This window comes from Acetobacter thailandicus (assembly GCF_011516655.1).
In the GTDB taxonomy this organism is placed as follows: Bacteria; Pseudomonadota; Alphaproteobacteria; order Acetobacterales; family Acetobacteraceae; genus Acetobacter; species Acetobacter thailandicus.
Genome location: NZ_WOSV01000003.1, coordinates 242,562 through 265,608 on the forward strand (window position 1 = coordinate 242,562; position 23,047 = coordinate 265,608).

Consider the following 23,047-nt stretch of genomic DNA (forward strand, 5'->3'; position numbering starts at 1 on the left):
TCAGCCCGTGGCTCTCTCCATGCTCTTAAAAGCTTACCTGTTGCAAGTCATTATAACATTAAAATAAGAAAAACTCTCCTTCTCTCTGGCCTGCGCGGAGTTCGGGATGTATAAAAATCCACCTTATCTCAAGAGGATTAGAGAACCACGATGAGCGACTTTAAAGTAAAAGACATTTCTCTGGCTGAATGGGGCCGCAAGGAAATTTCCATTGCAGAAGGCGAAATGCCAGGCCTGATGGCGCTCCGTGAAGAGTATGGCAAAAGCCAGCCTCTTAAAGGAGCACGCATTGCAGGCTGCCTGCACATGACCATTCAGACTGCTGTTCTGATGGAAACCCTGGTAGCTCTCGGTGCGACTGTGCGCTGGTCTTCATGCAACATCTTCTCCACCCAGGATCACGCAGCGGCAGCTATGGCCGCAGCTGGCATTCCGGTTTTTGCATGGAAAGGCCTTAGCGAAGAAGAATTCGTATGGTGTATCGAGCAGACGGTTAAAGGCCCTGATGGCTGGACCCCGAACATGATTCTCGATGACGGCGGTGACCTGACCGTGCTGATGCACGACAAATACCCTGAGCTGCTCGCCGATGTTAAAGGACTTTCTGAAGAAACAACAACAGGTGTGCACCGCCTGTGGAAAATGCAGAAAACCGGTGAACTCAAAGTTCCTGCAATCAATGTTAACGACAGCGTAACCAAGTCAAAATTCGACAATCTTTATGGCTGCCGCGAAAGCCTGGTCGATGCGATCCGCCGTGGTACTGACGTGATGATGGCTGGTAAAATTGCTGTCGTTGCCGGTTATGGTGATGTTGGCAAAGGCTCTGCTGCCTCTCTGCGTAACGCAGGCTGTCGCGTGCTGGTAACCGAGGCTGACCCGATCTGCGCCCTGCAGGCCGCTATGGAAGGCTATGAAGTTGTTACCATGGAAAACGCTGCATCACGTGGCGATATTTTCGTGACAGCTACCGGCAATGTTGACGTCATTACCCTTGAGCACATGCGCGCCATGAAAAACCGCGCCATTGTGTGCAACATCGGTCACTTTGACTCTGAAATTCAGATCGAAGCCCTGCGTAACTTCACGTGGGACAATATCAAACCACAGGTTGATGAAGTTGTTTTCCCTGATGGTAAACGTCTGATCGTCCTTTCAGAAGGCCGCCTGGTAAACCTTGGCAACGCAACAGGTCACCCCTCTTTCGTGATGTCTGCGTCTTTCACCAACCAGACTCTGGCACAGATCGAACTGTGGACTGCTCCGGCTGGCAAATACGAAGCCAAAGTTTACACCCTGCCTAAAAAGCTCGACGAAAAAGTTGCTGCTCTGCACCTTGCTAAAGTTGGAGCACAGCTCACACAGCTCAGCCAGGCACAGGCTGATTATATTGACGTACCGGTTCATGGTCCGTTCAAAAGCGAAGAATATCGCTACTAAGAGCATACAGACTAAACGGATCGCAACCTGCGGGTTGTGATCTGCTCTGTTTTTTCTCTTCACACAGGAGATTCTCTGATGAGTATTTTCGGCTCAATTCTCTCAGCTATTTTCCATCACGCTAAAGCCGCGACACCTGATGCACCGGCAGCTACCGGGAGTGCACCTGCACAGACAGGCGCTGCATCTGCCACGGCACCCGCAGCTGCCGCACCGGTAGATGTCAATGCTGTGCTAAATGCGCTGGCAGAAAAGAACCCCCAGAAACTCAACTGGCAGGAATCTATTGTCGATCTGCTTAAGCTGCTTGACCTGGACAGCTCTCTCGATGCCCGCAAAAAGCTGGCTGGCGAACTGGGTTTTACCGGGGACACCAACGATTCAGCCTCTATGAACGTCTGGCTGATTAAAGCTGTGCGTCAGAAACTGGCTGAAAACGACGGCAAGCTGCCTGCAAGCCTCTGATACTCTGCTAAACATTCTACAGAGTATACAGATATCATTATGCCTGATTGCTAAGGCCATCAGGCATAATGTCGGCCGTTAATGCTTTTGAGCTACCTTTGCAGCCTCAGCTAACGAAACAGGCATACTTCATATTGCTGGCAATGCTGGAATAGCGCCAATAAACGTCATTAATAATCGAATAGCTTTACCATTATAAAACTAAACGCTCTCAGCAACCCATTTTCGTTTTTTAGTCGCCTGACCAATGCCCGGGTTGAGACAATTGCACGGATCAAGCGTGCGATAATGCGCCAGCATTTCATCTGGTGCCTGGTACAAATGTCCTACATTATGCTCAGCAGGGTAGCGCGCACCACGCGCATCAAGGCCAGGCAACATGCTGTGTTCAACGGCCATGACATCATAGCCTTTTTTCACAACATAATCCTGATGCATCACATGGCACAGAAAATGACCATAATAGAGCTTAACAATCAGCTTTTCTTCAATTTCGGCTGGCAGCTTTTCAAACCAGTCCTGGTCATTACGACGCAGAGCCACGTCGAGAGCCACAATATTTTCAGCCTCCCGGTGATGCACCGCACGATAGCGCACCGCTGCACCGGCAGCAGCAAAACGATGCAGAAAAGCACGCTTACCTTCGTCTGTCGTGCACTCAAAAAATGAGCCACTGGCCTTGCTGAAATACTCCTGCAAATAAACTCTTACAGCGGGCATCAGCTTCTCTGAAACTTTAAGCATCAGGTGATGTTCAAAGCGATTTCTGTACTCAAGCATCCTTTTAGGCAACTGACCTGGTAAAAATTTACTGGCAAATTGTAAAAAACGGTCACTGGGGCTGTCAGGTAAAAAGCGGAATTTTTTAACAAAGCCATCAAAGTGCAATTTCCAGGCAAAAAACCGGGGCAAAAATCCTGTACCCAGATAGCGAATAACTGCAAACGTATCTTTGCCGTATTTCTCAGCAATATCAAATGCATCCCGGTGCATATATTCACCAGCAACCGGCAGCTCATCAAAGCCTGTCAGTAAATGACGCCTCAGATCTTCAAGCTCCTGCGTGTCATTTGTCCCAATATAAAAAACATGGGAACGTTTCTCAGCAGGGAATGTGTCCAGTCTGACAGCGAACACCACAAGCTTACCGGCACAACCGGCAGCTTCATGCCAGCGTGCAGGATCAGCATTATACCGTGCCGGAGTGTCTGCATCCACGTCACGAACATGCTGAATATAGCGGTCATCATGCCCACGGGCTGCATCCCACGTGACATCAGCATCACTAAAATCACCATTTTGCACCCGTGTCAGAACAGCCTCCGGGTCATCCCCCAGGTTAATACCCAGGTGGTTAACCAGGCGCAGCTGTCCGTCTTCCCCAACCTGGCCAAAAATAGCCATTTCCGTATAAGCCGGGCCACGCTGTACCAAAGCACCGCCTGAGTTATTACTTACACCACCAAGAACGGATGCCCCGATGCAGGATGAACCAATAACTGAATGAGGCTCACGCCCCAGCGGAGCCAGTTTATTTTCAAGCTCATACAATGTAGAGCCTGGCAGGCAGACAACCTGGCGCCCCTCACCGATGAGGTGAATACCTGTAAGCCGCAAAGTGCTGATCAGCACTATCTCACGGTCGTAATTATCGCCATCAGGTGTTGAGCCACCGGTCAGACCGGTATTAGCTGCCTGCATAATAATAATTTTATCAGCCTGCACAGCAGCCTGAGCAACCCGCCAGAGCTCTGTAAGGGTACCCGGCCTTACAACAGCAAGCACCTGACCTGACCCAAAACGAAACCCATGCCGGAACTGATACGTGTCAGCATCTCCACTCAGCACATGCTCTTTACCAACAATCGCTTTAAGACCGGATACAAGCGCGTGATCTGGCTGAGATTGTACATGCGCCATGGGATATTAATCTCCTGAATGTTTGTTATTTTTTATCTAATGTTAAGCTATTTGAAAATAGCAAAGAGAAGCTATACACAAAACCATTTTATCTAATAATATCTGCAGGTAATATTAAAACTCACCTGATCATATTATGTTGTTTCTGAACAGACTGAGCCACCTTACTCGGATGAGCCGCTTTCAGCGCATCCGTTGAATCAACCACAACGAGAAGAGACCCTGCTAAAGGCGACTGATTACGATCTTTGCGCAGCAAGGCACTAAAACGCCTGTCAATTGCGGCAGTACGCTCATATTCAGCATCAATCAGACCATGTTTATCAATGAAAATATTTAATGCTGCAGGGATGCGCACACATCCTTCTGACGCAGTATGCCCCAGGCGCGGCTCAAGATAAACAGGGTCAGTCGCATGCATCTCAAGGCGAATTTGCCCTTTCTCACGTGAGGGCAGCCAGCCTTTTTCAGCCCACTGCCAGCCAAAGTCCCACACGCGCATATCTTTGACACCGTTCCCTTTGATACCATGCTCGTTTTTCGTACCTAAAGCCCTGTAGCCCAGAATATCTGATGTATTCGCAAAAACACCTGTCGGGGTAATATAGTAATATTTACGACCAGTTGTACCACTTGATATTTTGGTCACGCCGATAACCTGCCAGTCCTCAGCATCGCCAGGAAGTGCTGCAATAAGTGCAAGGCGCTGAACCCCGGGGTTACGGTCTACAACAACCAGCACCTGCGGACGTGTCAGCGGATGGTCTGCTGAATGCTCTGCCAGTTCTTTCTGTGCAAGGCTGATCCAGAGCGCTTTCTTCTCGGCTGAAATATTTTTTTCACCGCCAACCTCTTTGTTAAAAGCGAGAGTAAGGCGATGCACTTCTGCTGGCACATCCTCAACAGCAAGTGTCGGATAATCCGGCATAGCTGGCACTTCAGGAAGAGTTTCACTACCGGCCGTATGCTGGTCAGAGGTTATTTTATCTGCCGGAGCTGGACTGGTTTGTTCCGACTGAGGTGTTTCACTACCAGAAACGAGAGGAGAGACAGCCCGCTCCTGCGCATGCGCCAGGAGCGGAACAGGAAACACCATGCATGCCAGAATAAAAATTTTTGCTCTGTGCAAATCAAACTCTCCGGTCACTGACGACGGAAAGTTCTGGTGCTCCCTTCGTCAAAAATTTTAAATATTCAGAGAACGGCCATCTGCACCCAGAGCCGCTTCTTTCACTGCTTCACTCAATGTCGGGTGTGCATGGCAAACGCGCCCGATGTCTTCAGCAGAAGCACCAAACTCTATAGCCATTGTTGCTTCTGCAATCAGCTCACCGGCAGAAGGGCCAATAATATGCACACCAAGAACACGATCTGTTTTTTTACAGGCGAGAACTTTCACAAACCCATCAGTCATACCCAAAGCACGTGCACGACCATTTGCAAGGAAAGGGAACTTACCTGTTTTATACTCTACACCTTTTTCCTTTAGTGCTTCTTCTGTAAATCCAACAGCAGCAACTTCAGGCCATGTATAAATAACGCCTGGAATGGCATCATAATTTACATGACCAGCCTGACCTGCCAGCAATTCTGCCAGAGCCACGCCTTCTTCTTCTGCTTTATGTGCCAGCATCGGACCAGCAATAACATCACCAATCGCATAAATACCGGGAACACTGGTAGAAAAATGTGCATCCGTGACAATACGGCCACGCTTATCCAGTTCAATACCGGCTTCTTCCAGCCCCATATTTTTGCTGGCAGCAGTACGGCCAACAGCAACCAGAACAACATCTGCCTCAATCGTTTCAGCAGCGCCACCGGCAGCAGGCTCAACAGTCAGCACAACACCTGACTTTGTTTTTTCTGCTTTGGTTACCTTATGACCCAGTTTCATTTTAAAGCCCTGTTTTACCAGGAGTTTCTGAAACTGAGATGCCACTTCGCTATCAATACCCGGAACCAGATGGTTCATGAACTCAACGACTGTAACATCTGCACCCAGACGATTCCAGACACTGCCCAGCTCAAGACCGATAACGCCACCACCAATCACGACAAGCCGTTTAGGCACTGAAGACAGTTCAAGCGCGCCTGTTGACGTAACAATAACTTTTTCGTCAATCTCGATGCCAGGCAGGTTCGCACTATCACTGCCTGAAGCAATGATGATGTGCTTTGCTGTAACCGGCTTGCCATCAACAGTAATGCGACCCGTACCTTCAACCTTACCGTGACCTTTAAGCCAGGTAATGCCATTTTTCTTGAAAAGGAACTCAACACCTTTGGTATTGGCTGTCACAATCTCGCTTTTACGAGCCTGCATTTTAGCAAGGTCAAGACCAACTTTTTCAAGCACAACACCATGAGCTGCAAAATCATGTGCCGCAGCATGATAATTTTCAGATGACTGCAGCAATGCCTTTGAAGGGATACAGCCAACATTAAGGCAGGTACCACCAAGGGTTGCGCGTTTTTCTACACAGGCGACCTTAAAGCCAAGCTGTGCTGCCCGAATTGCGCATACATACCCACCCGGGCCTGAACCAATAACAATGACATCATAATCAACGTTTTCAGCTTCAGCAGGTGCAGCCGCTTTTACTTCCGGGGCTGAGGCAGCCGCCTTTGCCGGAGCTGGCGCAGAGGCCGCTTTAGCAGGAGCAGCACCACCGGCTTTACCTTTTTCAAACAGGGCCAGAACCGCACCGACTTCAACCTCGTCACCTTCTTTCACGACGTGGCTTTCAAGACAGCCATCAGCCGGAGCAGGCACTTCAACGCTGACCTTATCGGTTTCAAGCTCAACTATACCCTCATCAGCCTTAACCGCTTCACCTGGCTGCTTCAGCCATTTACCAACAGTAGCGGTCGTAACACTCTCACCAAGGGCAGGAACTTTAATTTCAACTGGCATAAATTTTGCCTTTCTTATTCATTCACAAAAAAAATCGGCAGGGCTGAACCCTGCCGATCACAGACGATCAGACGTCAATAAGAAGGCGGCGCGGATCTTCAACATTTTGTTTGATACGCACCAGGAAGCTGACTGCCTCTTTACCATCAACAATACGATGATCGTAAGACAGAGCTGTATACATCATCGGACGGATCACAACCTGACCATTCACAGCAACCGGACGCTCCTGGATTGCGTGCATACCCAGAATACCTGACTGCGGCGAGTTAAGAATAGGTGTTGAAAGCAGTGAACCGTAAATACCACCATTGGTGATAGAGAAAGTACCACCTGACAGATCATCGATCTTCAGCGTCCCTTCACGGGCTGCTTTGCCATAACCTGCAATGGTTTTTTCAATCTGAGCAAAGCTCATTTTATCCGCATCGCGAATAACCGGGACGACAAGACCGTTAGGCCCGCCAACAGCAATACCCAGGTTCACGAAATCACGGTAAATGACGTCTTCACCATCAATTTCTGCGTTAATAGCAGGGAACTCTTTCAGGGCCGCAATCACGGCACGAGAGAAAATGGACATAAAGCCCAGCTTTACGCCATGCTTTTTAACAAAAAAGTCCTGATATTCCTTACGCAGTTCCATAGCAGCTGACAGGTCAACCTCATTAAAGGTTGTCAGCATAGCTGCTGTATTCTGCGCATCTTTAAGGCGACGTGCAATGGTGCGACGCAGGCGCGTCATTTTTACACGTTCTTCACGCGGGTCATCTTTACGTGGGGGACGAGGTGCTGCCTGCTGCTGGCTAACAGGTGGCTGAGACAGGAACCCAAGCACGTCACCTTTTGTAATACGACCACCAAGACCTGAACCCTGACCAACCTGATTTGCGCTCAGATTATTTTCGGTCATAAGTTTCTGGGCTGCCGGCAGTGCAAATGGTGCTCCTGCTGCTACTGGCTGCGGTGCTTTTTCAGCAGCGACCGGAGCTACCGCCTTTGCCGGAGCTGGCGCAGAAGCCGCTTTAGCAGGAGCAGCACCACCGGCTTTACCTTTTTCAAACAGGGCCAGAACCGCACCGACTTCAACCTCGTCACCTTCTTTCACGACGTGACTTTCAAGACAGCCATCAGCCGGAGCAGGCACTTCAACGCTGACCTTATCGGTTTCAAGCTCAACTATACCCTCGTCAGCCTTAACCGCTTCACCTGGCTGCTTCAGCCATTTACCAACAGTGGCAGTCGTAACACTCTCACCAAGGGCAGGAACTTTAATTTCAACTGGCATCTTCAATCCTTACCTTCTTCAACCTCAGACCAGCAGGTTATTGCCCCTGCCGGTTGTTTTCGCGCCGCTATAATACGGCAGGCAATGTCATCAGCTTAACCACTAAGACCTTTATTTTTTAAGGCCCAGCGCTCTTTCCACCAGGTCAGTCTGCTCAGCCGCATGTATACGGGCGAGGCCTGTAGCAGGGCTGGCAGCAGCGGCACGCCCGACATAAACAGGACGACCGGCTTTATGTTTTACCAGAGTAAGAGCACTCTCTATCCGACGGTCAGCAAAGAGCCATGCTCCACCGTTCTCTGTTTCTTCCTGACACCAGATAACCTCTGCGTTCGGATAACGCTTAAGCTCTTTTGCCAGTGCTGTCTCAGGGAAAGGATAGAGCTGCTCAAGGCGTACGATGGCAACGTTATCAAGCTCTTTGTCACGGCGTTCGGCCAGCAGGTCATAATAAACCTTACCTGAACACAGAACAACGCGCTCAATATCTTTGTCAGCGGCGAGTTTATCCACCTCGCCAAGCACAGCCTCAAAGCGTGTACCCGGGCCAAAGTCAGCCAGCTCAGAAACTGCAAGTTTATGCCGCAGCAGAGATTTAGGCTCCATCAGGATCATCGGCTTACGATAATCCAGCTTCAGCTGACGACGCAGGGCATGGAAGTAATTTGCCGGGGTCGTTATATTGCAGACAAACATATTATTTTCTGCACAGAGCTGAAGATAACGCTCAAGCCTTGCAGAAGAATGTTCTGGCCCCTGCCCTTCATACCCGTGAGGCAGCAGCATAATGAGACCAGACATACGCAGCCACTTTGTCTCGCCTGATGCAATAAACTGGTCAATAATCACCTGAGCACAGTTTGCAAAGTCACCGAACTGAGCTTCCCACAGCACCAGAGCCTGAGGGTTTCGCAGCGAATAACCATACTCAAAGCCCAGAACACCATATTCTGAGAGGAAAGAGTTCCATATCTCAATCTGCGCCTGATCATCGCAAATATTATTGAGCGGGGTATAGGTTGTCTGGTTATCCTGGTCGGTTAATACAGCATGACGCTGACTGAAGGTACCACGCTGGCAATCTTCACCGGAGAGACGCACACGATGTTTTTCAAGCAGAAGAGAGCCAAAGCCCAGAGCCTCGCCGGTTGCCCAGTCAAAACCCGTACCATTTTCAAACATATCCGCTTTTGCACGAAGCTGACGGGCAATTTTTGAGTTAACGTCAAAACTCTCAGGCGTTGTCGACAGTGCCGCACCGATAGTTTTCAGCGTATCAAGAGCAATACCGGTTTCAGGATATACATCCTCAGCTTTACCAGAGGGAGCATGCAGCCCGAGCCATGATCCTTCAAGCCAGTCAGCCTTATTCACTTTATAGGACTGAGCAGCCTGATAGTCGGCATCAAGCTTGCCTGCAAAAGCATCCCACTGCGCTTTTACTTCATCATCTGTAACAACGCCGGCAGCAACCAGACGCTTTGCATAAAGCGCATGAGGCGTTTCATGCTCAGCTATGGCTTTATACATAACCGGCTGCGTAAATGTCGGCTCATCGATCTCGTTATGACCGTGACGACGGTAACAGACGATATCAAGCACGATATCGCTGGCAAAAGCCTGACGGTAATCTTCAGCCAGGCGAGACGCATAAATAACCGCTTCGGCGTCATCGCCGTTCACATGCAGGACCGGAGCCTGAATAGCTTTTGCAACGTCTGTATTATAGATACCTGAGTGAGCATTTTCCTGATTAGTTGTGAAACCAATCTGGTTATTCACGACCATATGAATGGTACCACCGGTGCGGTACCCTTTCAGGCGGGACATGGAGAGGGTTTCGTAAACTATACCCTGACCCGCAAAAGCCGCATCACCATGAATCACGATACCCATATGGGCAGAACGATGTTCTGTATCGCCGGTATCATCCTGAATAGCGCGGACCTTGCCACAGACAACCGGATCAACGGCCTCAAGATGAGAAGGATTAGGCTGGAGCGTAATATGAACGGAATGACCATCAACTTCGATATCAGTTGATGAGCCCAGATGATATTTTACGTCACCCGAACCGGCGACATCATCAGGTTTAAACGCACCGCCAGAGAACTCATTAAAAATGGCAACATATGGCTTACGCACGATATTCGCCAGCGTATTCAGACGACCACGATGCGCCATACCGATCGTGACAGACTTAACACCCTTGCCTGCAGCACGATTAATGATGGCATGGAGTGACGGGATAGAAACCTCACCCCCTTCAAGGCCAAAGCGTTTAGCACCGACATAACGTTTCTGGCAGAATGCCTCAAAGCCTTCTGCTTCTGTCAGATCTTTCAGGATGAGCTTCTGCTCATCAGCTCCGGGGCCACTTTGCCAGTTATCACCTTCAAAGCGCTTGCGAAACCACTCACGTTCTTCATGGCTGCGTGCATAGGTGTATTCGGCACCAATGCTATGGCAGTAAACAGAGCGTAAAGCTGCAACGACATCACCAACTTTAGCAGATGGTCCCTTCAGCAGGGGTTCGAGCAAGGCACCAACATAAACCACAAGGCTCATGTCTTTTTTGCTAAAGCCATAGGTCGCAGGGTCGAGCTCTTCATGTGGCTGAGGCACCTTCAGACCCAGCGGGTCAAGGTTTGCCTCCATGTGGCCATAAGTGCGGTAAGCACGTACCAGGCGGGCAAGAGCCAGACTATGCTGCGCTGAAAGACCATCGGCCGCACCGGCACCTTTTGCAGGTGCTTCAGGCTCTTCGCCCGTAATCATAGAAGCATGAGGGGCCCATGAGGCTCCCGCTGCATCTTTCAGAACCGCAGCTTCTTCCTCTTCAAGAGAATCAAACAGCTGCGCGAAAGAAACATCCACACTTTTATGATCCTGAACCCACCGTGCATATAAATCCGCAAGGTAAGCAATATTAGCCCCGTTAAGAGCCGATGCCAGTGTATCTGAAGCTGTCATATCACTCTGACTCCTGCCAGCCTGAATTGTACCTCACCAGGCGGCTTCGTAATGTTTTCTTCACAGACATAATACAGAGTGCCATCGCCTTCACATCGCCACAGCTCCACAGAGGAACTGCCGCACTATAATCACGCGACACCCTCTGACTGACTGTTTTCTCCGACATCATGCCCTGTGCACTCTCTCATCTCTGTGACGTCATATTTTTAGCTGAACAAACTCAGCCCACATGTGGTTTTGCTAAACCGCGGCCGCAGCAGGGACAAGATACCTGGCTGTCACGCTCTAGAGAGCACTATGTGCTGCACGCGCAGCCTGAGCGCCCCGTTCAAGCCAGCTTTCGCTGCCCATCTCAGCAAGACGTGATGCAGTACGGGCAAACGCATCAGCGCCCTCACCTGTCGTGAACAGTTCATCGGGGGACGCTTCAGCCGACACAAACAGCAGATTTCCGTTGTCGTACAAGGCATCTATCACTGTAATGAAGCGCCTGGCGAGATTCGTTTCCTCATCTCCGATCACACGCACATCATCTATGAGAATAACGGGGAACTGCTTTGCAAGAGCGATATAATCACCCGGTCCACGCGGCTGTTCACACAAAGAAGTGAAGGAGAAACGGGCCACTGAACCAGCCGCCTGATCCACCTCAAACGTACGCCCGCTCAGCTGAATGGTATACGGTCTGGCTTCCTGCCCGGCTGCATATTTTTCAAAAATTTCATCAAGACATTTTTTTGCCTGAGAGTCGGCCGGTGTAATCCAGGTCGTCTGCTCCTGCTGCCGGCCCCTGCGATAATCACGTGGAGAATCAAGCTCGACCGTATCCAGCTCGCGATGAATAATGGCAATGAAAGGTTTAAAGGCATCCGCACCGGGACGATTCTGAAACAGCTCACCAGGCACTGTGTTCGAAGTGGTGACAATTATCACACCTTCGGCAAATAATGCCTCAAACAAACGCCCCAGAATCATAGCATCAGCGATGTCATTAATCTGGAACTCGTCAAAACATAAAAGATCAACGCGCGAAGCAATATTTTTTGCAAGAGGTGGTATAGGGTCAGCCATATTGGGGTGGCTGCGCTTCATGTCATAAAGCGTTTTGTGTACGTCCTGCATGAAACGCAGAAAGTGAATACGCTCTTTACGCTGCAGGGGCACACACTCAAAAAACAGATCCATCAGCATCGTCTTGCCCCGGCCAACACGCCCGACAAGGTATAAACCGCGCGGACGTTTAACCTGTGGCTCAGGCTTAACGCGGCGCAGCAGACCTGTCAGCAGCCCGGGCCTGGGTGCAGAGCGCCTGGGCGGCAGATTGCCCAGCTGCATCCACAACTGATTAAAGGATTTAACAACCCGCTCCTGATCCGGGTCAAACCTGAGCTCACCTGACGCGAGACGCGCCTGATAAGCTGCCAGAGGCCCCTGTCTTTGCAAAACTGAGGAATCAATTACATTTGAGTCATTCATACCCAACGCCGATAGCTGGGAGAGGGCCTGTTCTGCAAGGGGACAAATAGGACCTAACTATGTCGTGACCGGTTTTTTCTCCCGCATACCTCAGCTTATCCACTTCTCCTTATTCTGAGGGCGCTAAAGGCAGGTCAGGTAACCCGTGCCCGCCAGGAGCCATAACCCAGGGGCGCTTACCCTGAGCATCACGCCCTGAGCGTACCCTCAGAGTATGAAACCCGATGAAAATGGTTTGTGCGCCCTGCCGCCAGGCCGTAAAACGATCAAGCCTGACAGGCACATCAGGGCAGTTACCCCTGAGTGGTGCTGCGCTGATAATAACATCCATTCCGCCACATGCTGCAGCGGTCAGCTGCGCACTATTCGCTGCACTGCGCAGGTCTATAAGAATCGCCTTATCATGCGCCATCAGCACGCACACACCAGGCCCGCTATCCTCACCGCATATAAGCCTGCCTCCCGCCCCCTCCCCCTGCTGAGGGAAAGAATGTACCGCGCTGACAGCAAGCTGCTGTCGCCAGGCCCGGCTCACCCATGCAGCATCATGCGCCTGCCCGCCCAGCCATAAAGCACTGCCAGACCTGACCCCCACCATCCCTCCGTCGGGGCTGATCAGAATATCAGGCTTTGCCACAAACAATGATGATAACAGCCCGACACACAAGGGCAGACACCCCAGTAAGCGCCAGCGCTGCCGCCACAGGCACAGCCAGCATAACCCGAGCAGCACAAGGCACAGCCCCCGGACGGGCATACCAGAAAAAGTCATATGCGCTGCCGGCCATGATGCCACCACCCTGGCAATCAGCATTGTCAGCTTTATACCCCACCCCATGGGTACCAGGGCCAGCCCCTCAAGATGAAAAGGCAGCAGCACAAAGGTAACGAGCCCCCAGGGCATAATCCAGACCGCCATCAAAGGTACGACTATAAGATTTGCGATCAGAAAATAGGGCTGAATTTCACCAAAATGTGCCATTACAACAGGCAGGGCCGATAACCCGGCCAGTAAGCTGGTAATGCAAAGAGCCATACCGTGCCCGGCCAGTCTGTGCCCGATACGTGCCAGATTATTGCTGACATAACGTGCACGATAAGCAGATAGCTCTGGCCCCAGCACTTCATAACCTGCAATAAGTGCCATCACAGCCATAAATGACATCTGAAAAGCCGCTGTCAGTAAAAATTCAGGATGCCAGACAAGCAGAATGGCAGCTGCCAGAGCCAGCCCGCGCATCGACATAACCCGTCTGCCCAGACACAACCCTGCCACAGCAACTGACGCCATTATCAGGCTGCGCATAACCGGCACATGTAACCCGGTTATCACAGCATAGGCCCCGCCACCCGCCAGGGCGATGCATGCGGCAATTGCCTTACAGGGCCAGTACAGCGCGGCTCTCTCCAATAACACCAGAGCAAAACGTGACAGCCAGAACAGCACCATCATCACCAGGCCAAGATGCAGGCCCGCAACAGAGAGAATATGAGCGAGCCCGGCTGCGGCAAACTGCTCCCTGACCACGGAAGGAATACTACCGGATTCGCCGACAAGCAGTGTTGCTGCAACAGCCCCGGCACTGCCAGGCAGAGCTGCGCGAATACGCGCGCTCCACGCCACACGCAAAACCTGAATCGCTTCTCCTTCATGCAACAAAGACACTGAACTGTGCCCCAGACGCTCTGTCTGGCGCAGTGCACGCCCCGTTCCTGCCACATCAGCAAACCAGAACTCACGCTGCATATCCCTGCCACCAGGAAAAGAAGGGAACGGTGGCGGCAAAAGCAAAGCCTTCACCCGCACCTGATCACCCGCAGCAAGGACAACAGGATCATCTTCACGCAGTTTGAGACGTATAATACGCTGTAACGGAGGCATTCCGTCATCATAGAATGTGTCAAAACGTGCCTCTGCCAGTTCGACACTGCGTATGTAATGACCATCACGCTGCATGTCACTCACATGCCTGACGACGGCGGTTATCTCTGTTGCGCGACGGGGAAGCTCAGGCATGGGCGTATGCGCATGCCCGGCACTCCACGCAGCCATAAACCCTGCCGCCACTGACGCACAGACACCACCTGACAGACGGCACCACACATTCAGCCAGCCTCGCCACATTAACACCCACCCGCTCAGAATAACGGCAAGCGGCACCCACACGCCCGGCAACGCAGCAGGTTCATAGCTCAGAGAAAAATACCACGCGATGCCCAGAGCCAGACAAACGGGCACCCACACAATAAAACGACGCTGTTCAGCCAGCAGACATTCTGTCACTCTGCCTTTCATCGCTGCCATAGTGCAGAATGCGCGATAAGCTGTCAGCACATATGGCTCCTTTTGCCTGCTCATGATACGGGTGACATCATGACGACTATCCGCACACGATTTGCTCCGAGTCCAACAGGCCTGCTGCATATTGGCAATGCCCGCGCAGCCCTGTTCAACTTCCTCTTTGCCCGCCATCACGGTGGCAAGTTCCTCCTTCGTATAGAGGATACTGACCGTGAGCGCTCGACCCAAAAGGCTGTCGACGTCATTTTTGACGGTCTGGCCTGGATGGGCATCACACCTGATGAAGAGCCGGTCTTTCAGTCCACCCGTCAGGCACGCCATACAGAAGTCGCCCTTGAGCTGCTCGAAAAAGGCCTGGCCTATAAATGCTACTGCACACCTGAAGAGCTCAAGCAGATGCGTGAAGACGCCATGGCGCAGAGCAAACCACCTCGCTATAATGGCCTGTGGCGCGACCGTGACCCGTCAGAAGCACCTGAAGGCGCACCTTATGCCGTACGTATTAAAGCACCGCGTGAAGGTGAAACCACCATTACTGACCTTGTTCAGGGTGAAGTACGCGTAGCCAACGCTGAGCTGGATGACATGATCATCCTGCGTTCTGATGGCACACCAACTTATCAGCATGCCGTTGTGGTTGATGACCATGACATGAATATTACGCACGTTATCCGTGGTGATGACCACCTGACAAATACCTTCCGCCAGGCCATGATTTATCGCGCCATGGGATGGGAGCTGCCAGAATTTGCTCATCTGCCTCTGATTCACGGGCCAGACGGCGCCAAACTCTCAAAACGTCATGGTGCACAGTCTGTCGTTGAATTCCGCGATATGGGATATCTGCCAGAAGCACTGTGTAACTATCTGCTGCGTCTGGGCTGGGGACATGGTGATGCTGAAATTCTCTCCCGCGAGGAACAGATAAAACTGTTTGACCTTGATGGTGTGGGTCGTGCGCCATCGCGCATGGATTATGCCAAGCTGTTACACATCAACGCTGTATGGATGCGCCAGGCGGACGATGAACGTCTGACTGATGATGTTCTTGAGCGCCTGAAAGCTGTTGACGGCGTGCAGGTGAATGACACAACCCGTACACGCCTGCTTGCTCTGATGCCAGGCCTGAAAGAACGGGCACGTACACTGGTTGAGCTGACTGAAAATGCGCAGTTTCTGGGGCGGCAGGTACCTTTGCCTTTTACCGAAAAAGCAAAGAAACTGCTGACACCCGAAGCACTGCAGATTCTTGACGGCATTTCACGCGATCTGGCAGCAGCTCCTGACTTCACAGCAGAGACAATCGACAGCACACTGCGACAGTTTGCCGAACGTGAAGGGCATAAACTGGGCCAGGTTGCTCAGCCGCTGCGCGCAGCAGTGACCGGGTCAACCAGCTCACCGGGCATTGATGCCACCCTGGCCGCTCTCGGACGGGATGAAACTCTGGCCAGAACAGGAGCAGTGCTGCATGGCTAGTTCTTCGGACACCCCTATCCGGCATCTGCTTGGTCTGGAGGGTATGCCTCCCGACCAGATTGAGCCCCTGCTTGATCTGGCCGAGAACTACGCGTTGCTTAACCGCTCCCGCAAAGTCTCCCGCGATGTACTGCGCGGGCGTACTTTGATTAATCTGTTTTTTGAAGACAGTACCCGCACCCGCACGTCTTTCGAGCTGGCCGGCCGGCGTCTTGGCGCTGATGTGATTAACATGTCCGTCGCTCAGTCTTCGGTCAATAAAGGTGAAACGCTGCTCGACACAGCAGCGACGCTTAATGCCATGCAGGCTGATCTGCTGGTCGTGCGTCACTCACAGTCTGGCGCACCAGCTCTGCTGGCGCGCAAGGTTGATGCCAGCGTCGTTAATGCTGGTGACGGCATGCACGAGCACCCTACCCAGGCACTGCTCGATGCCCTGACCATTCGCCGCCATTATGGCCACCTGGCCGGGCTGACCGTGGCTATCTGCGGTGATGTCGCACACTCACGCGTGGCGCGCTCCAACATTCACCTCCTGACCACAATGGGCAGCAAAGTGAGAGTTGTCGGACCACCAACTCTTGTGCCTGGTGCTATCAGGCACCTTGGTGTTGAGATCTTTCATACCATGGAAGACGGTCTGAAAGATGCAGACGTTGTTATGATGCTACGCCTGCAGCATGAGCGGATGTCCTCCGGGCTTATCCCCAGCCCGCGCGAATATTTCCGCTTTTATGGTCTCAACCAGAAACGCCTGGCTCTGGCCAGACCCAAAGCACTTGTCATGCACCCGGGCCCGATGAACCGCGGCGTGGAGATTGACAGTCAGGTCGCTGATTCAGATCAGAGCGTTATTCAGGAACAGGTCGAAATGGGTGTAGCTGTGCGTATGGCTGTACTCGATCGGCTGACACGCAGCAGGCATTCAGTATGAGCACCCTTCTTTTTGAAAATGTCCGCCTTATTGACCCGGCAGCCTCTCTCGACCAGCCAGGCCGCCTGCTTGTGCGCAACGGTATTATTGAAGCCATTGATCAGGCCGGCGCTGAAGGCCGCCCGGAAGAGGCCGTAAGCATTGATGGCCGCGGGGCGGTGCTTTGCCCCGGCCTCGTTGATATGCGCGTTGAAATTGGTGAACCAGGTTATGAGTACCGTGAAACCGTAGCCTCTGCCGCACGGGCCGCCTCTGCCGGTGGCATCACGACCATCGCAGTTCTGCCCACCTGCAAACCCGCTATCGACAACCCTGCGCTTGTGCGCCTGCTGCGCAGCCGGGGGGAAGAAACCGGTGCGATTACCATTCTGCCCTATGGTGCGCTGACCAAAGGCTGTGAAGGTAAAGAACTGGCAGAAATTGGCCTGCTGCATGAAGCCGGTGCCATTGCCTTTACTGACGGGGCACGGGCTGTTGACCCGGCCCGCCTGATGCGCCTGGCACTTTCATACGCCGGCGGGTTTAACGCTCTTGTTGTACAGCACCCTGAAGAACCATCACTGGCAGGTTCAGGCTGTGCAACAGCCGGCAACCTGGCCACACGCCTTGGGCTTGGTGGCATTCCCTCCGCTGCCGAAGCCATCATGATCGCCAGAGATATCCGCCTGGCAGAAATGACCGGTGGAAAACTTCATTTTGCCCATGTCTCAACGGCTGAAGGGCTTGAGCTGATCCGTCAGGCCAAAAAACGCGGGCTGGCCATTACCTGTGACACAGCCCCACATTATTTTGACCTGAATGAAAACGCTATTGAGGGTTTTCGTACTTACGCAAAATTCTCCCCTCCCCTTCGCCCCGAGTCAGACAGACTGGCAGTCTGTGCAGCACTGGCTGACGGCACGATTGATGCTATTGCCTCTGACCATATGCCACGTGATGCTGATGACAAGCGCCTGCCTTTTGCTCAGGCAGCAACCGGCGGGGCTGGTATGGCTACCCTTCTGGGCGTTACTCTGACACGCGTGCATGATGGCACGCTGTCCCTCTCTGATGCTCTGGCTCTGCTGACCAGCAAGCCTGCAGCTTTACTGAAATCTTCAGCCGGTACTCTGACTAAAGGTGCAGCTGCTGATCTGTGCCTTTTCTCACCTGAGCAGAGCTGGCTTGTGGAGGCAGGTAAGCTGCCCGGCCGCGGGCAGAACACAGCTTTTGATGGCCGTGCTCTTGAAGGTCTGGTTCTGGGCACCTGGAAAGCCGGGGTGCCTGTGTATCGAAAGACCGAAAAATAATGCAGGACTTCCCTTCCTATGCGCTGTGGCTTTTAGCAGCTCTGGCTTTTCTGGGGTACGTCCTGGGCAGTGTTCCCTTTGGTCTGATACTGACCAGTCTCGCAGGTGAAGGCGATCTGCGCAAAATTGGTTCAGGCAATATTGGTGCAACTAATGTGCTGCGCACCGGTAATAAAAAGCTGGCAGCAGCAACATTACTGCTGGACATGGGTAAAGGCCTGATTGCCGTGCTGATTGCATGGATCATGACGCCACCCGTTTTTAGCACCCGCATTGCCGCAGCCACTGCCGTTGCAGCTGTAGTGGGGCACTGCTTTCCTGTTTTTCTCGGGTTTAAGGGCGGCAAAGGCGTTGCCACAGGGCTGGGAGTGACTCTTGGTCTCTCCCCCCTGACAGCTCTGACCGGAGGGATTGTCTGGCTGATTACAGCCAAACTCACCCGCATTTCATCAGCGGGTGCTCTTGCCGGGTTTATCGCCATTCCCCTGACCGCCCTGGCACTCAATGGCTTTAAAATTAACCACGACCCAAAAGTTCTGGCTCTTTTGCTTATCAGCATTCTGATCATCGCGCGTCATCATGCGAATATTGTCCGCCTGCTAAGCGGCACAGAACCTCGTGTTGAACGGAAGAAAAAATAATTTCCTGTAATGGATAACCTGGTTGCCTGCCTCCGCCTGGCCCGCACGGATTTCATCGGGCCACATCGGTGGCAGCAACTTATCGCACGCTACCATACACCTCAGGCCGCTCTGGATGCTCTGCCTTCTCTTCGCATCCGCGGCACGGCACCCCCCGCACCACCTGGAACAGACCAGGTTATGCGCGAAATTGATGCGACATTAAAACTGGGCGGGCAATTTATCACTCTGCTTGATGCATCTTACCCCCGTCTCCTGCGGGAGTGTCCTGATGCCCCTCCGGTTCTGATCTGCCTTGGAAACCCGGCTTACCTCAATCAGCAGAGTATCGGCATTGTCGGTGCCCGCAATGCCTCAGCGCAGGGAATGAAAATAGCAGAAAATCTGGCTACAGACCTGGTCGAATCCGGGCTAAGTGTGGTCTCAGGCCTGGCGCGCGGAATCGACCGTGCCGCACATCTTGGCAGCCTGCACCGCACGGGGCGTGCAATTGCTGCCATCGCAGGAGGGCTGGACTGCCCTTACCCCCCTGAAAATATAAAACTACAAAATGAAATCGGAGAAAAAGGCGTCGTCATCACTGAAGCGCCTGCCGGTACTTTTCCAACAGCCAGACATTTTCCCCGCCGCAACAGACTTATTGCCGGGTTAAGCGCGGGGTGTGTTGTCATTGAAGCCTCAATGCAGTCTGGCACACTGATTACAGCGCGTCTGGCCGCCGGCTACGGACGTGAAATTTTTGCTGTTCCTGGCACACCCCTCGACCCACGTAATAAAGGCAGCAACGACCTCCTGCGTCAGGGAGCTGTTCTGACAGAAAGTGCAGCAGATGTTCTGGCCGCGCTTCCACCCTTTCCCTGCCAGGAAAGTAGCTCTGAAGCTTCTCTGCGGGGGACACATTCACCTTCTCAGTCTTTTTTTTCTTTTTCTGCCATGGAGGCAGAAAAAATGACTACACCGCCGGAAAACAGGACTAAATCAGCCTCTGAGCCTGAAAATGAAGCTGACGAAAATAAAAAGATCAAAGAAAAAATACTTGATCTCCTGTCATATACGCCCCTACCTGTTGACGATCTTGTCCGGCACTGTCAGTTCTCACCTTCTATGGTCCTTACCGCGCTGACGGAACTGGAGCTCGAAGGAGATATCACAGTTCTTCCCGGAGGGCGGGTTGTTCTGGCAGCCTGATAACCTGTGAAATAATTAACTGAGTACTCCTGCCACGCTGGGCAGGTCGGAGAGAGTATGACTGACGTTGTTGTGGTCGAATCGCCTGCAAAGGCGAAAACAATCAACAAATATCTGGGCGACGGTTATATCGTTCTCGCCTCTTTCGGCCATGTCCGCGACCTGCCTCCTAAAGATGGCTCGGTTCGACCTGACGAAAACTTTGCGATGTCATGGCAGTCTGATGAGCGCGGATCAAAACAGATTGCGGCCATCATCAAAGCACTGCGTGGTGCTGACACCCTCTACCTTGCCACTGACCCTGACCGCGAAGGGGAAGCCATTTCATGGCATGTGCGCTCTATGCTCGAAGAGAAAAAAGCTCTCAAAGGCATTGAAGTACAGCGTGTCACCTTTAACGAAATTACCAAAAGTGCCGTCAGGCACGCTATGGCTCACCCGCGTGACCTCGACTTCCCCCTGATTGAGGCTTACCTAGCACGCCGCGCACTTGATTACCTGGTGGGCTTTACCCTTTCCCCTGTTCTGTGGCGCAAACTTCCTGGCTCGCGCAGCGCGGGACGTGTGCAGTCTGTCGCTCTGCGTCTTATCTGTGAACGCGAAGCAGAGATCGAAGTGTTCCAGCCACGTGAGTACTGGACAGTCACCGCAGCTCTCTCGACTGTCTCAGGTGCCCCCTTTACCGCACGCCTGACACATCTCGACGGCAAAAAACTTGATCAGTTTGATCTGAATAATGCGGTTCTGGCTGAGGCTGCCCGCAAAGCTGTTGAAACAGCGACTCTGTCTGTTCATGCTATTGAACGCCGCAAAACCCGCCGCAACCCACAGCCACCTTTTACAACCTCGACACTGCAGCAGGAAGCCTCACGCAAGCTGGGCATGGGCGCACAGGCAACCATGCGCACAGCGCAGCAGCTTTATGAGGGTATTGACCTGGGCGGTGAAACCGTTGGTCTGATCACCTATATGCGAACCGATGGTGTGCAGATGGCTGCTGAAGCCATCAATGCTATCCGCCAGCACATCAGCAAAGATATCGGTGCTGATTATCTGCCTGAGCAGCCACGTCATTATGCTTCAAAAGCGAAAAATGCACAGGAGGCTCACGAGGCTGTTCGTCCGACCAATGTCTCTCTCTCTCCGGCAACTGTCGCGCCTCATCTGACATCTGATCAGCGCCGTTTATATGAGCTGATCTGGAAACGTGCTGTTGCCAGCCAGATGGCATCTGCAACACTTGACCAGGTTGCTGTAGACATTGCTGATCCCGCTGCAAAAACCATTCTGCGCGCTAATGGCTCTGTTATTACCTTTGATGGCTTTCTGCGTCTCTATACCGAAAGCTACGATGACAACGATAAAGCTGCCGATGATGAGAGCCGCATGCTGCCTGCCATGCAGGAGCGTGACAAAACAGCCCTGAGCAACGCTGATGCCGAGCAGCATTTCACTCAGCCACCGCCACGTTTTTCTGAGGCCTCACTGGTGAAGAAAATGGAAGAGATTGGCATTGGCCGTCCTTCCACCTACGCCTCTATTCTGACCGTTCTGCGTGACCGCAACTATGTCATGCTTGAAAATAAACGCTTCGTGCCTGAAGCCCGGGGACGGCTGGTTACAGCTTTCCTCGTGTCCTTCTTCGAGCGTTATGTCGACCCGCAGTTCACTGCCAGCCTTGAAGAGCTGCTTGATGATATTTCAGATGGCCGGGCAGAATGGAAAGAGGTTCTGTCCTCTTTCTGGGCCAGCTTCTCTAAAGCAGTTGAAGATACCCGCGAACTCACCATCACTGATGTACTCAATGCACTTGATGCTGACCTTGGACCTTTCTTCTTCCCGCCCCGCACTGACGGGTCAGACCCGCGTCACTGCACATCATGTGGTACGGGACGCCTTGGCCTCAAACTCGGCCGTTACGGGGCATTTATTGGCTGCTCCAACTATCCTGAGTGCCAGTTTACACGTCGTCTCTCAGCTGAAAGCGCTGAAGAAGACGAAGGTGGAGCCGCTCTTAAAGATGGCATGAAAATTCTGGGGCAGCACCCTGTAACAGGAGAAGATATTACTGTTCGCCAGGGCCCCTGGGGGCTTTATGTGCAGCAGGGCGAACCTGACCCGGCAGATAAAAAAGCCAAGCCCAGGCGCGCTTCTCTGCCTAAAAATACCGATGGTGATAAAATTACACTCGACCAGGCTGTGGGGCTCCTCTCTCTGCCGCGCCTGATCGGCCCTCATCCGGAAACAGGTGAGCCTATTGAGGCTGGTCTTGGCCGTTTTGGACCTTACGTCAAAATGGGTAAAGTTTTTGGCTCACTGGATAAAGATGATGACGTTCTGACCATTGGTCTGAACCGTGCTGTTGATGCGCTGGCCAAAAAGCTGGCGTCTATCCGCACGCTGGGTGCTCATCCAAAAGATGGTGAGCCCGTGATGGTGCGCAAAGGCCGTTTTGGCCCCTATGTGCAGCATGATCAGATGGTAGCCACATTACCACGTGGCACAGATATGGACGTTGTCACGCTGGAGGAGGCTCTCACGCTTCTGACAGAAAAAGGCAAACCACTGAAGAAAAAAGCCACAGCAACTAAAAAGAAAACCACGACCAAAAAAACGGCTGAGAAAAAAACAAAAGATACGGAAGAGAAAGAAAAAACGCCTAAAAAAGCCCCCGCGGCTAAAAAACCCCGTGCTACAGCCACGCGAAAAAAAAAGGCTGAAGAATAAGCCTG

At 52.3% G+C, this 23,047-nt stretch carries 15 protein-coding genes; 8 read left to right on the plus strand and 7 right to left on the minus strand.

Annotated elements, in window-relative coordinates; all coding sequences use genetic code 11:
* Window positions 1-150: 150 nt before the first annotated feature.
* Window positions 151-1,440: an adenosylhomocysteinase gene (gene ahcY / locus GOB58_RS06200; RefSeq protein WP_086554488.1), complete on the plus strand. Its 1,290-nt coding sequence runs from the start codon at window positions 151-153 to the stop codon at window positions 1,438-1,440.
* 78 nt (window positions 1,441-1,518) lie between these two features.
* The gene (locus GOB58_RS06205) at window positions 1,519-1,905 is read left to right on the plus strand and encodes a DUF3597 domain-containing protein (protein ID WP_173559615.1); all 387 of its coding nucleotides are present in this window, start codon (window positions 1,519-1,521) and stop codon (window positions 1,903-1,905) included.
* 201 nt (window positions 1,906-2,106) lie between these two features.
* Here the strand turns inward: GOB58_RS06205 and dld are convergent, their stop codons facing one another.
* The 7 genes from dld to GOB58_RS06240 form a co-directional block, all read right to left on the minus strand.
* Window positions 2,107-3,825: a D-lactate dehydrogenase gene (dld, locus tag GOB58_RS06210; protein WP_086554490.1), complete on the minus strand. Its 1,719-nt coding sequence runs from the start codon at window positions 3,823-3,825 to the stop codon at window positions 2,107-2,109.
* A 121-nt stretch (window positions 3,826-3,946) separates the two neighbouring features.
* On the minus strand, window positions 3,947-4,921 hold the full coding sequence (locus GOB58_RS13070) for a L,D-transpeptidase (protein ID WP_407651736.1): 975 nt from the start codon (window positions 4,919-4,921) through the stop codon (window positions 3,947-3,949).
* Window positions 4,922-5,011: 90 nt separating this feature from the next.
* Window positions 5,012-6,742 (minus strand): dihydrolipoyl dehydrogenase, encoded by a 1,731-nt coding sequence (gene lpdA / locus GOB58_RS06220; RefSeq protein ID WP_173559616.1) that lies wholly within the window; start codon window positions 6,740-6,742, stop codon window positions 5,012-5,014.
* A gap of 67 nt (window positions 6,743-6,809) precedes the next feature.
* Window positions 6,810-8,030 (minus strand): 2-oxoglutarate dehydrogenase complex dihydrolipoyllysine-residue succinyltransferase, encoded by a 1,221-nt coding sequence (odhB, locus tag GOB58_RS06225; RefSeq protein ID WP_173559617.1) that lies wholly within the window; start codon window positions 8,028-8,030, stop codon window positions 6,810-6,812.
* 111 nt (window positions 8,031-8,141) lie between these two features.
* Window positions 8,142-11,003, minus strand: a complete 2,862-nt coding sequence (locus GOB58_RS06230) for a 2-oxoglutarate dehydrogenase E1 component (RefSeq protein ID WP_173559618.1) — start codon at window positions 11,001-11,003, stop codon at window positions 8,142-8,144.
* A gap of 288 nt (window positions 11,004-11,291) precedes the next feature.
* Window positions 11,292-12,482, minus strand: a complete 1,191-nt coding sequence (gene zapE / locus GOB58_RS06235) for a cell division protein ZapE (RefSeq protein ID WP_086554028.1) — start codon at window positions 12,480-12,482, stop codon at window positions 11,292-11,294.
* Window positions 12,483-12,591: 109 nt separating this feature from the next.
* Window positions 12,592-14,817, minus strand: a complete 2,226-nt coding sequence (locus tag GOB58_RS06240) for a ComEC/Rec2 family competence protein (RefSeq protein WP_265792929.1) — start codon at window positions 14,815-14,817, stop codon at window positions 12,592-12,594.
* Between the two features lie 39 nt (window positions 14,818-14,856).
* On the opposite strand from GOB58_RS06240, the gene gltX reads away from it, so the two are divergent.
* From gltX to topA, 6 genes are read left to right on the plus strand one after another with little or no spacing between them, the layout of a single operon-like run.
* A complete protein-coding gene (gene gltX / locus GOB58_RS06245; RefSeq protein WP_173559619.1) occupies window positions 14,857-16,263 on the plus strand; it encodes a glutamate--tRNA ligase in 1,407 nt (468 codons plus the stop codon).
* Complete coding sequence (locus GOB58_RS06250) at window positions 16,256-17,197, plus strand: aspartate carbamoyltransferase catalytic subunit (RefSeq protein ID WP_086554027.1); 942 nt, start codon at window positions 16,256-16,258, stop codon at window positions 17,195-17,197. The genes gltX and GOB58_RS06250 overlap by 8 nt, the downstream gene beginning before the upstream one ends.
* Window positions 17,194-18,486 carry a dihydroorotase gene (locus tag GOB58_RS06255; protein ID WP_173559620.1) on the plus strand — a complete coding sequence of 431 codons (1,293 nt, stop codon included), beginning with the start codon at window positions 17,194-17,196 and terminating at the stop codon, window positions 18,484-18,486. The genes GOB58_RS06250 and GOB58_RS06255 overlap by 4 nt, the downstream gene beginning before the upstream one ends.
* A complete protein-coding gene (gene plsY, locus GOB58_RS06260; RefSeq protein ID WP_086554025.1) occupies window positions 18,486-19,127 on the plus strand; it encodes a glycerol-3-phosphate 1-O-acyltransferase PlsY in 642 nt (213 codons plus the stop codon). Before GOB58_RS06255 ends, plsY begins: the two co-directional genes overlap by 1 nt.
* A 9-nt stretch (window positions 19,128-19,136) precedes the next feature.
* Window positions 19,137-20,315 carry a DNA-processing protein DprA gene (dprA, locus tag GOB58_RS06265; RefSeq protein ID WP_173559621.1) on the plus strand — a complete coding sequence of 393 codons (1,179 nt, stop codon included), beginning with the start codon at window positions 19,137-19,139 and terminating at the stop codon, window positions 20,313-20,315.
* A 57-nt stretch (window positions 20,316-20,372) separates the two neighbouring features.
* Window positions 20,373-23,042, plus strand: coding sequence for a type I DNA topoisomerase (gene topA / locus GOB58_RS06270; protein ID WP_173559622.1), 2,670 nt, complete (start codon window positions 20,373-20,375; stop codon window positions 23,040-23,042).
* The last annotated feature ends 5 nt before the right edge of the window (window positions 23,043-23,047 follow it).

Bases quoted from the DNA above. Each gene is read 5' to 3' on its own strand.
- gltX (WP_173559619.1), top strand. From the start codon at position 14,857: ATGACGACTATCCGCACACGATTTGCTCCGAGTCCAACAGGCCTGCTG.
- plsY (WP_086554025.1), top strand. From the start codon at position 18,486: ATGCAGGACTTCCCTTCCTATGCGCTGTGGCTTTTAGCAGCTCTGGCT.
- lpdA (WP_173559616.1), bottom strand. From the start codon at position 6,742: ATGCCAGTTGAAATTAAAGTTCCTGCCCTTGGTGAGAGTGTTACGACC.
- GOB58_RS13070 (WP_407651736.1), bottom strand. From the start codon at position 4,921: ATGGTGTTTCCTGTTCCGCTCCTGGCGCATGCGCAGGAGCGGGCTGTC.
- GOB58_RS06250 (WP_086554027.1), top strand. From the start codon at position 16,256: ATGGCTAGTTCTTCGGACACCCCTATCCGGCATCTGCTTGGTCTGGAG.
- zapE (WP_086554028.1), bottom strand. From the start codon at position 12,482: ATGAATGACTCAAATGTAATTGATTCCTCAGTTTTGCAAAGACAGGGG.
- GOB58_RS06205 (WP_173559615.1), top strand. From the start codon at position 1,519: ATGAGTATTTTCGGCTCAATTCTCTCAGCTATTTTCCATCACGCTAAA.
- ahcY (WP_086554488.1), top strand. From the start codon at position 151: ATGAGCGACTTTAAAGTAAAAGACATTTCTCTGGCTGAATGGGGCCGC.
- topA (WP_173559622.1), top strand. From the start codon at position 20,373: ATGACTGACGTTGTTGTGGTCGAATCGCCTGCAAAGGCGAAAACAATC.
- odhB (WP_173559617.1), bottom strand. From the start codon at position 8,030: ATGCCAGTTGAAATTAAAGTTCCTGCCCTTGGTGAGAGTGTTACGACT.
- dprA (WP_173559621.1), top strand. From the start codon at position 19,137: ATGGATAACCTGGTTGCCTGCCTCCGCCTGGCCCGCACGGATTTCATC.
- GOB58_RS06255 (WP_173559620.1), top strand. From the start codon at position 17,194: ATGAGCACCCTTCTTTTTGAAAATGTCCGCCTTATTGACCCGGCAGCC.
- dld (WP_086554490.1), bottom strand. From the start codon at position 3,825: ATGGCGCATGTACAATCTCAGCCAGATCACGCGCTTGTATCCGGTCTT.
- GOB58_RS06230 (WP_173559618.1), bottom strand. From the start codon at position 11,003: ATGACAGCTTCAGATACACTGGCATCGGCTCTTAACGGGGCTAATATT.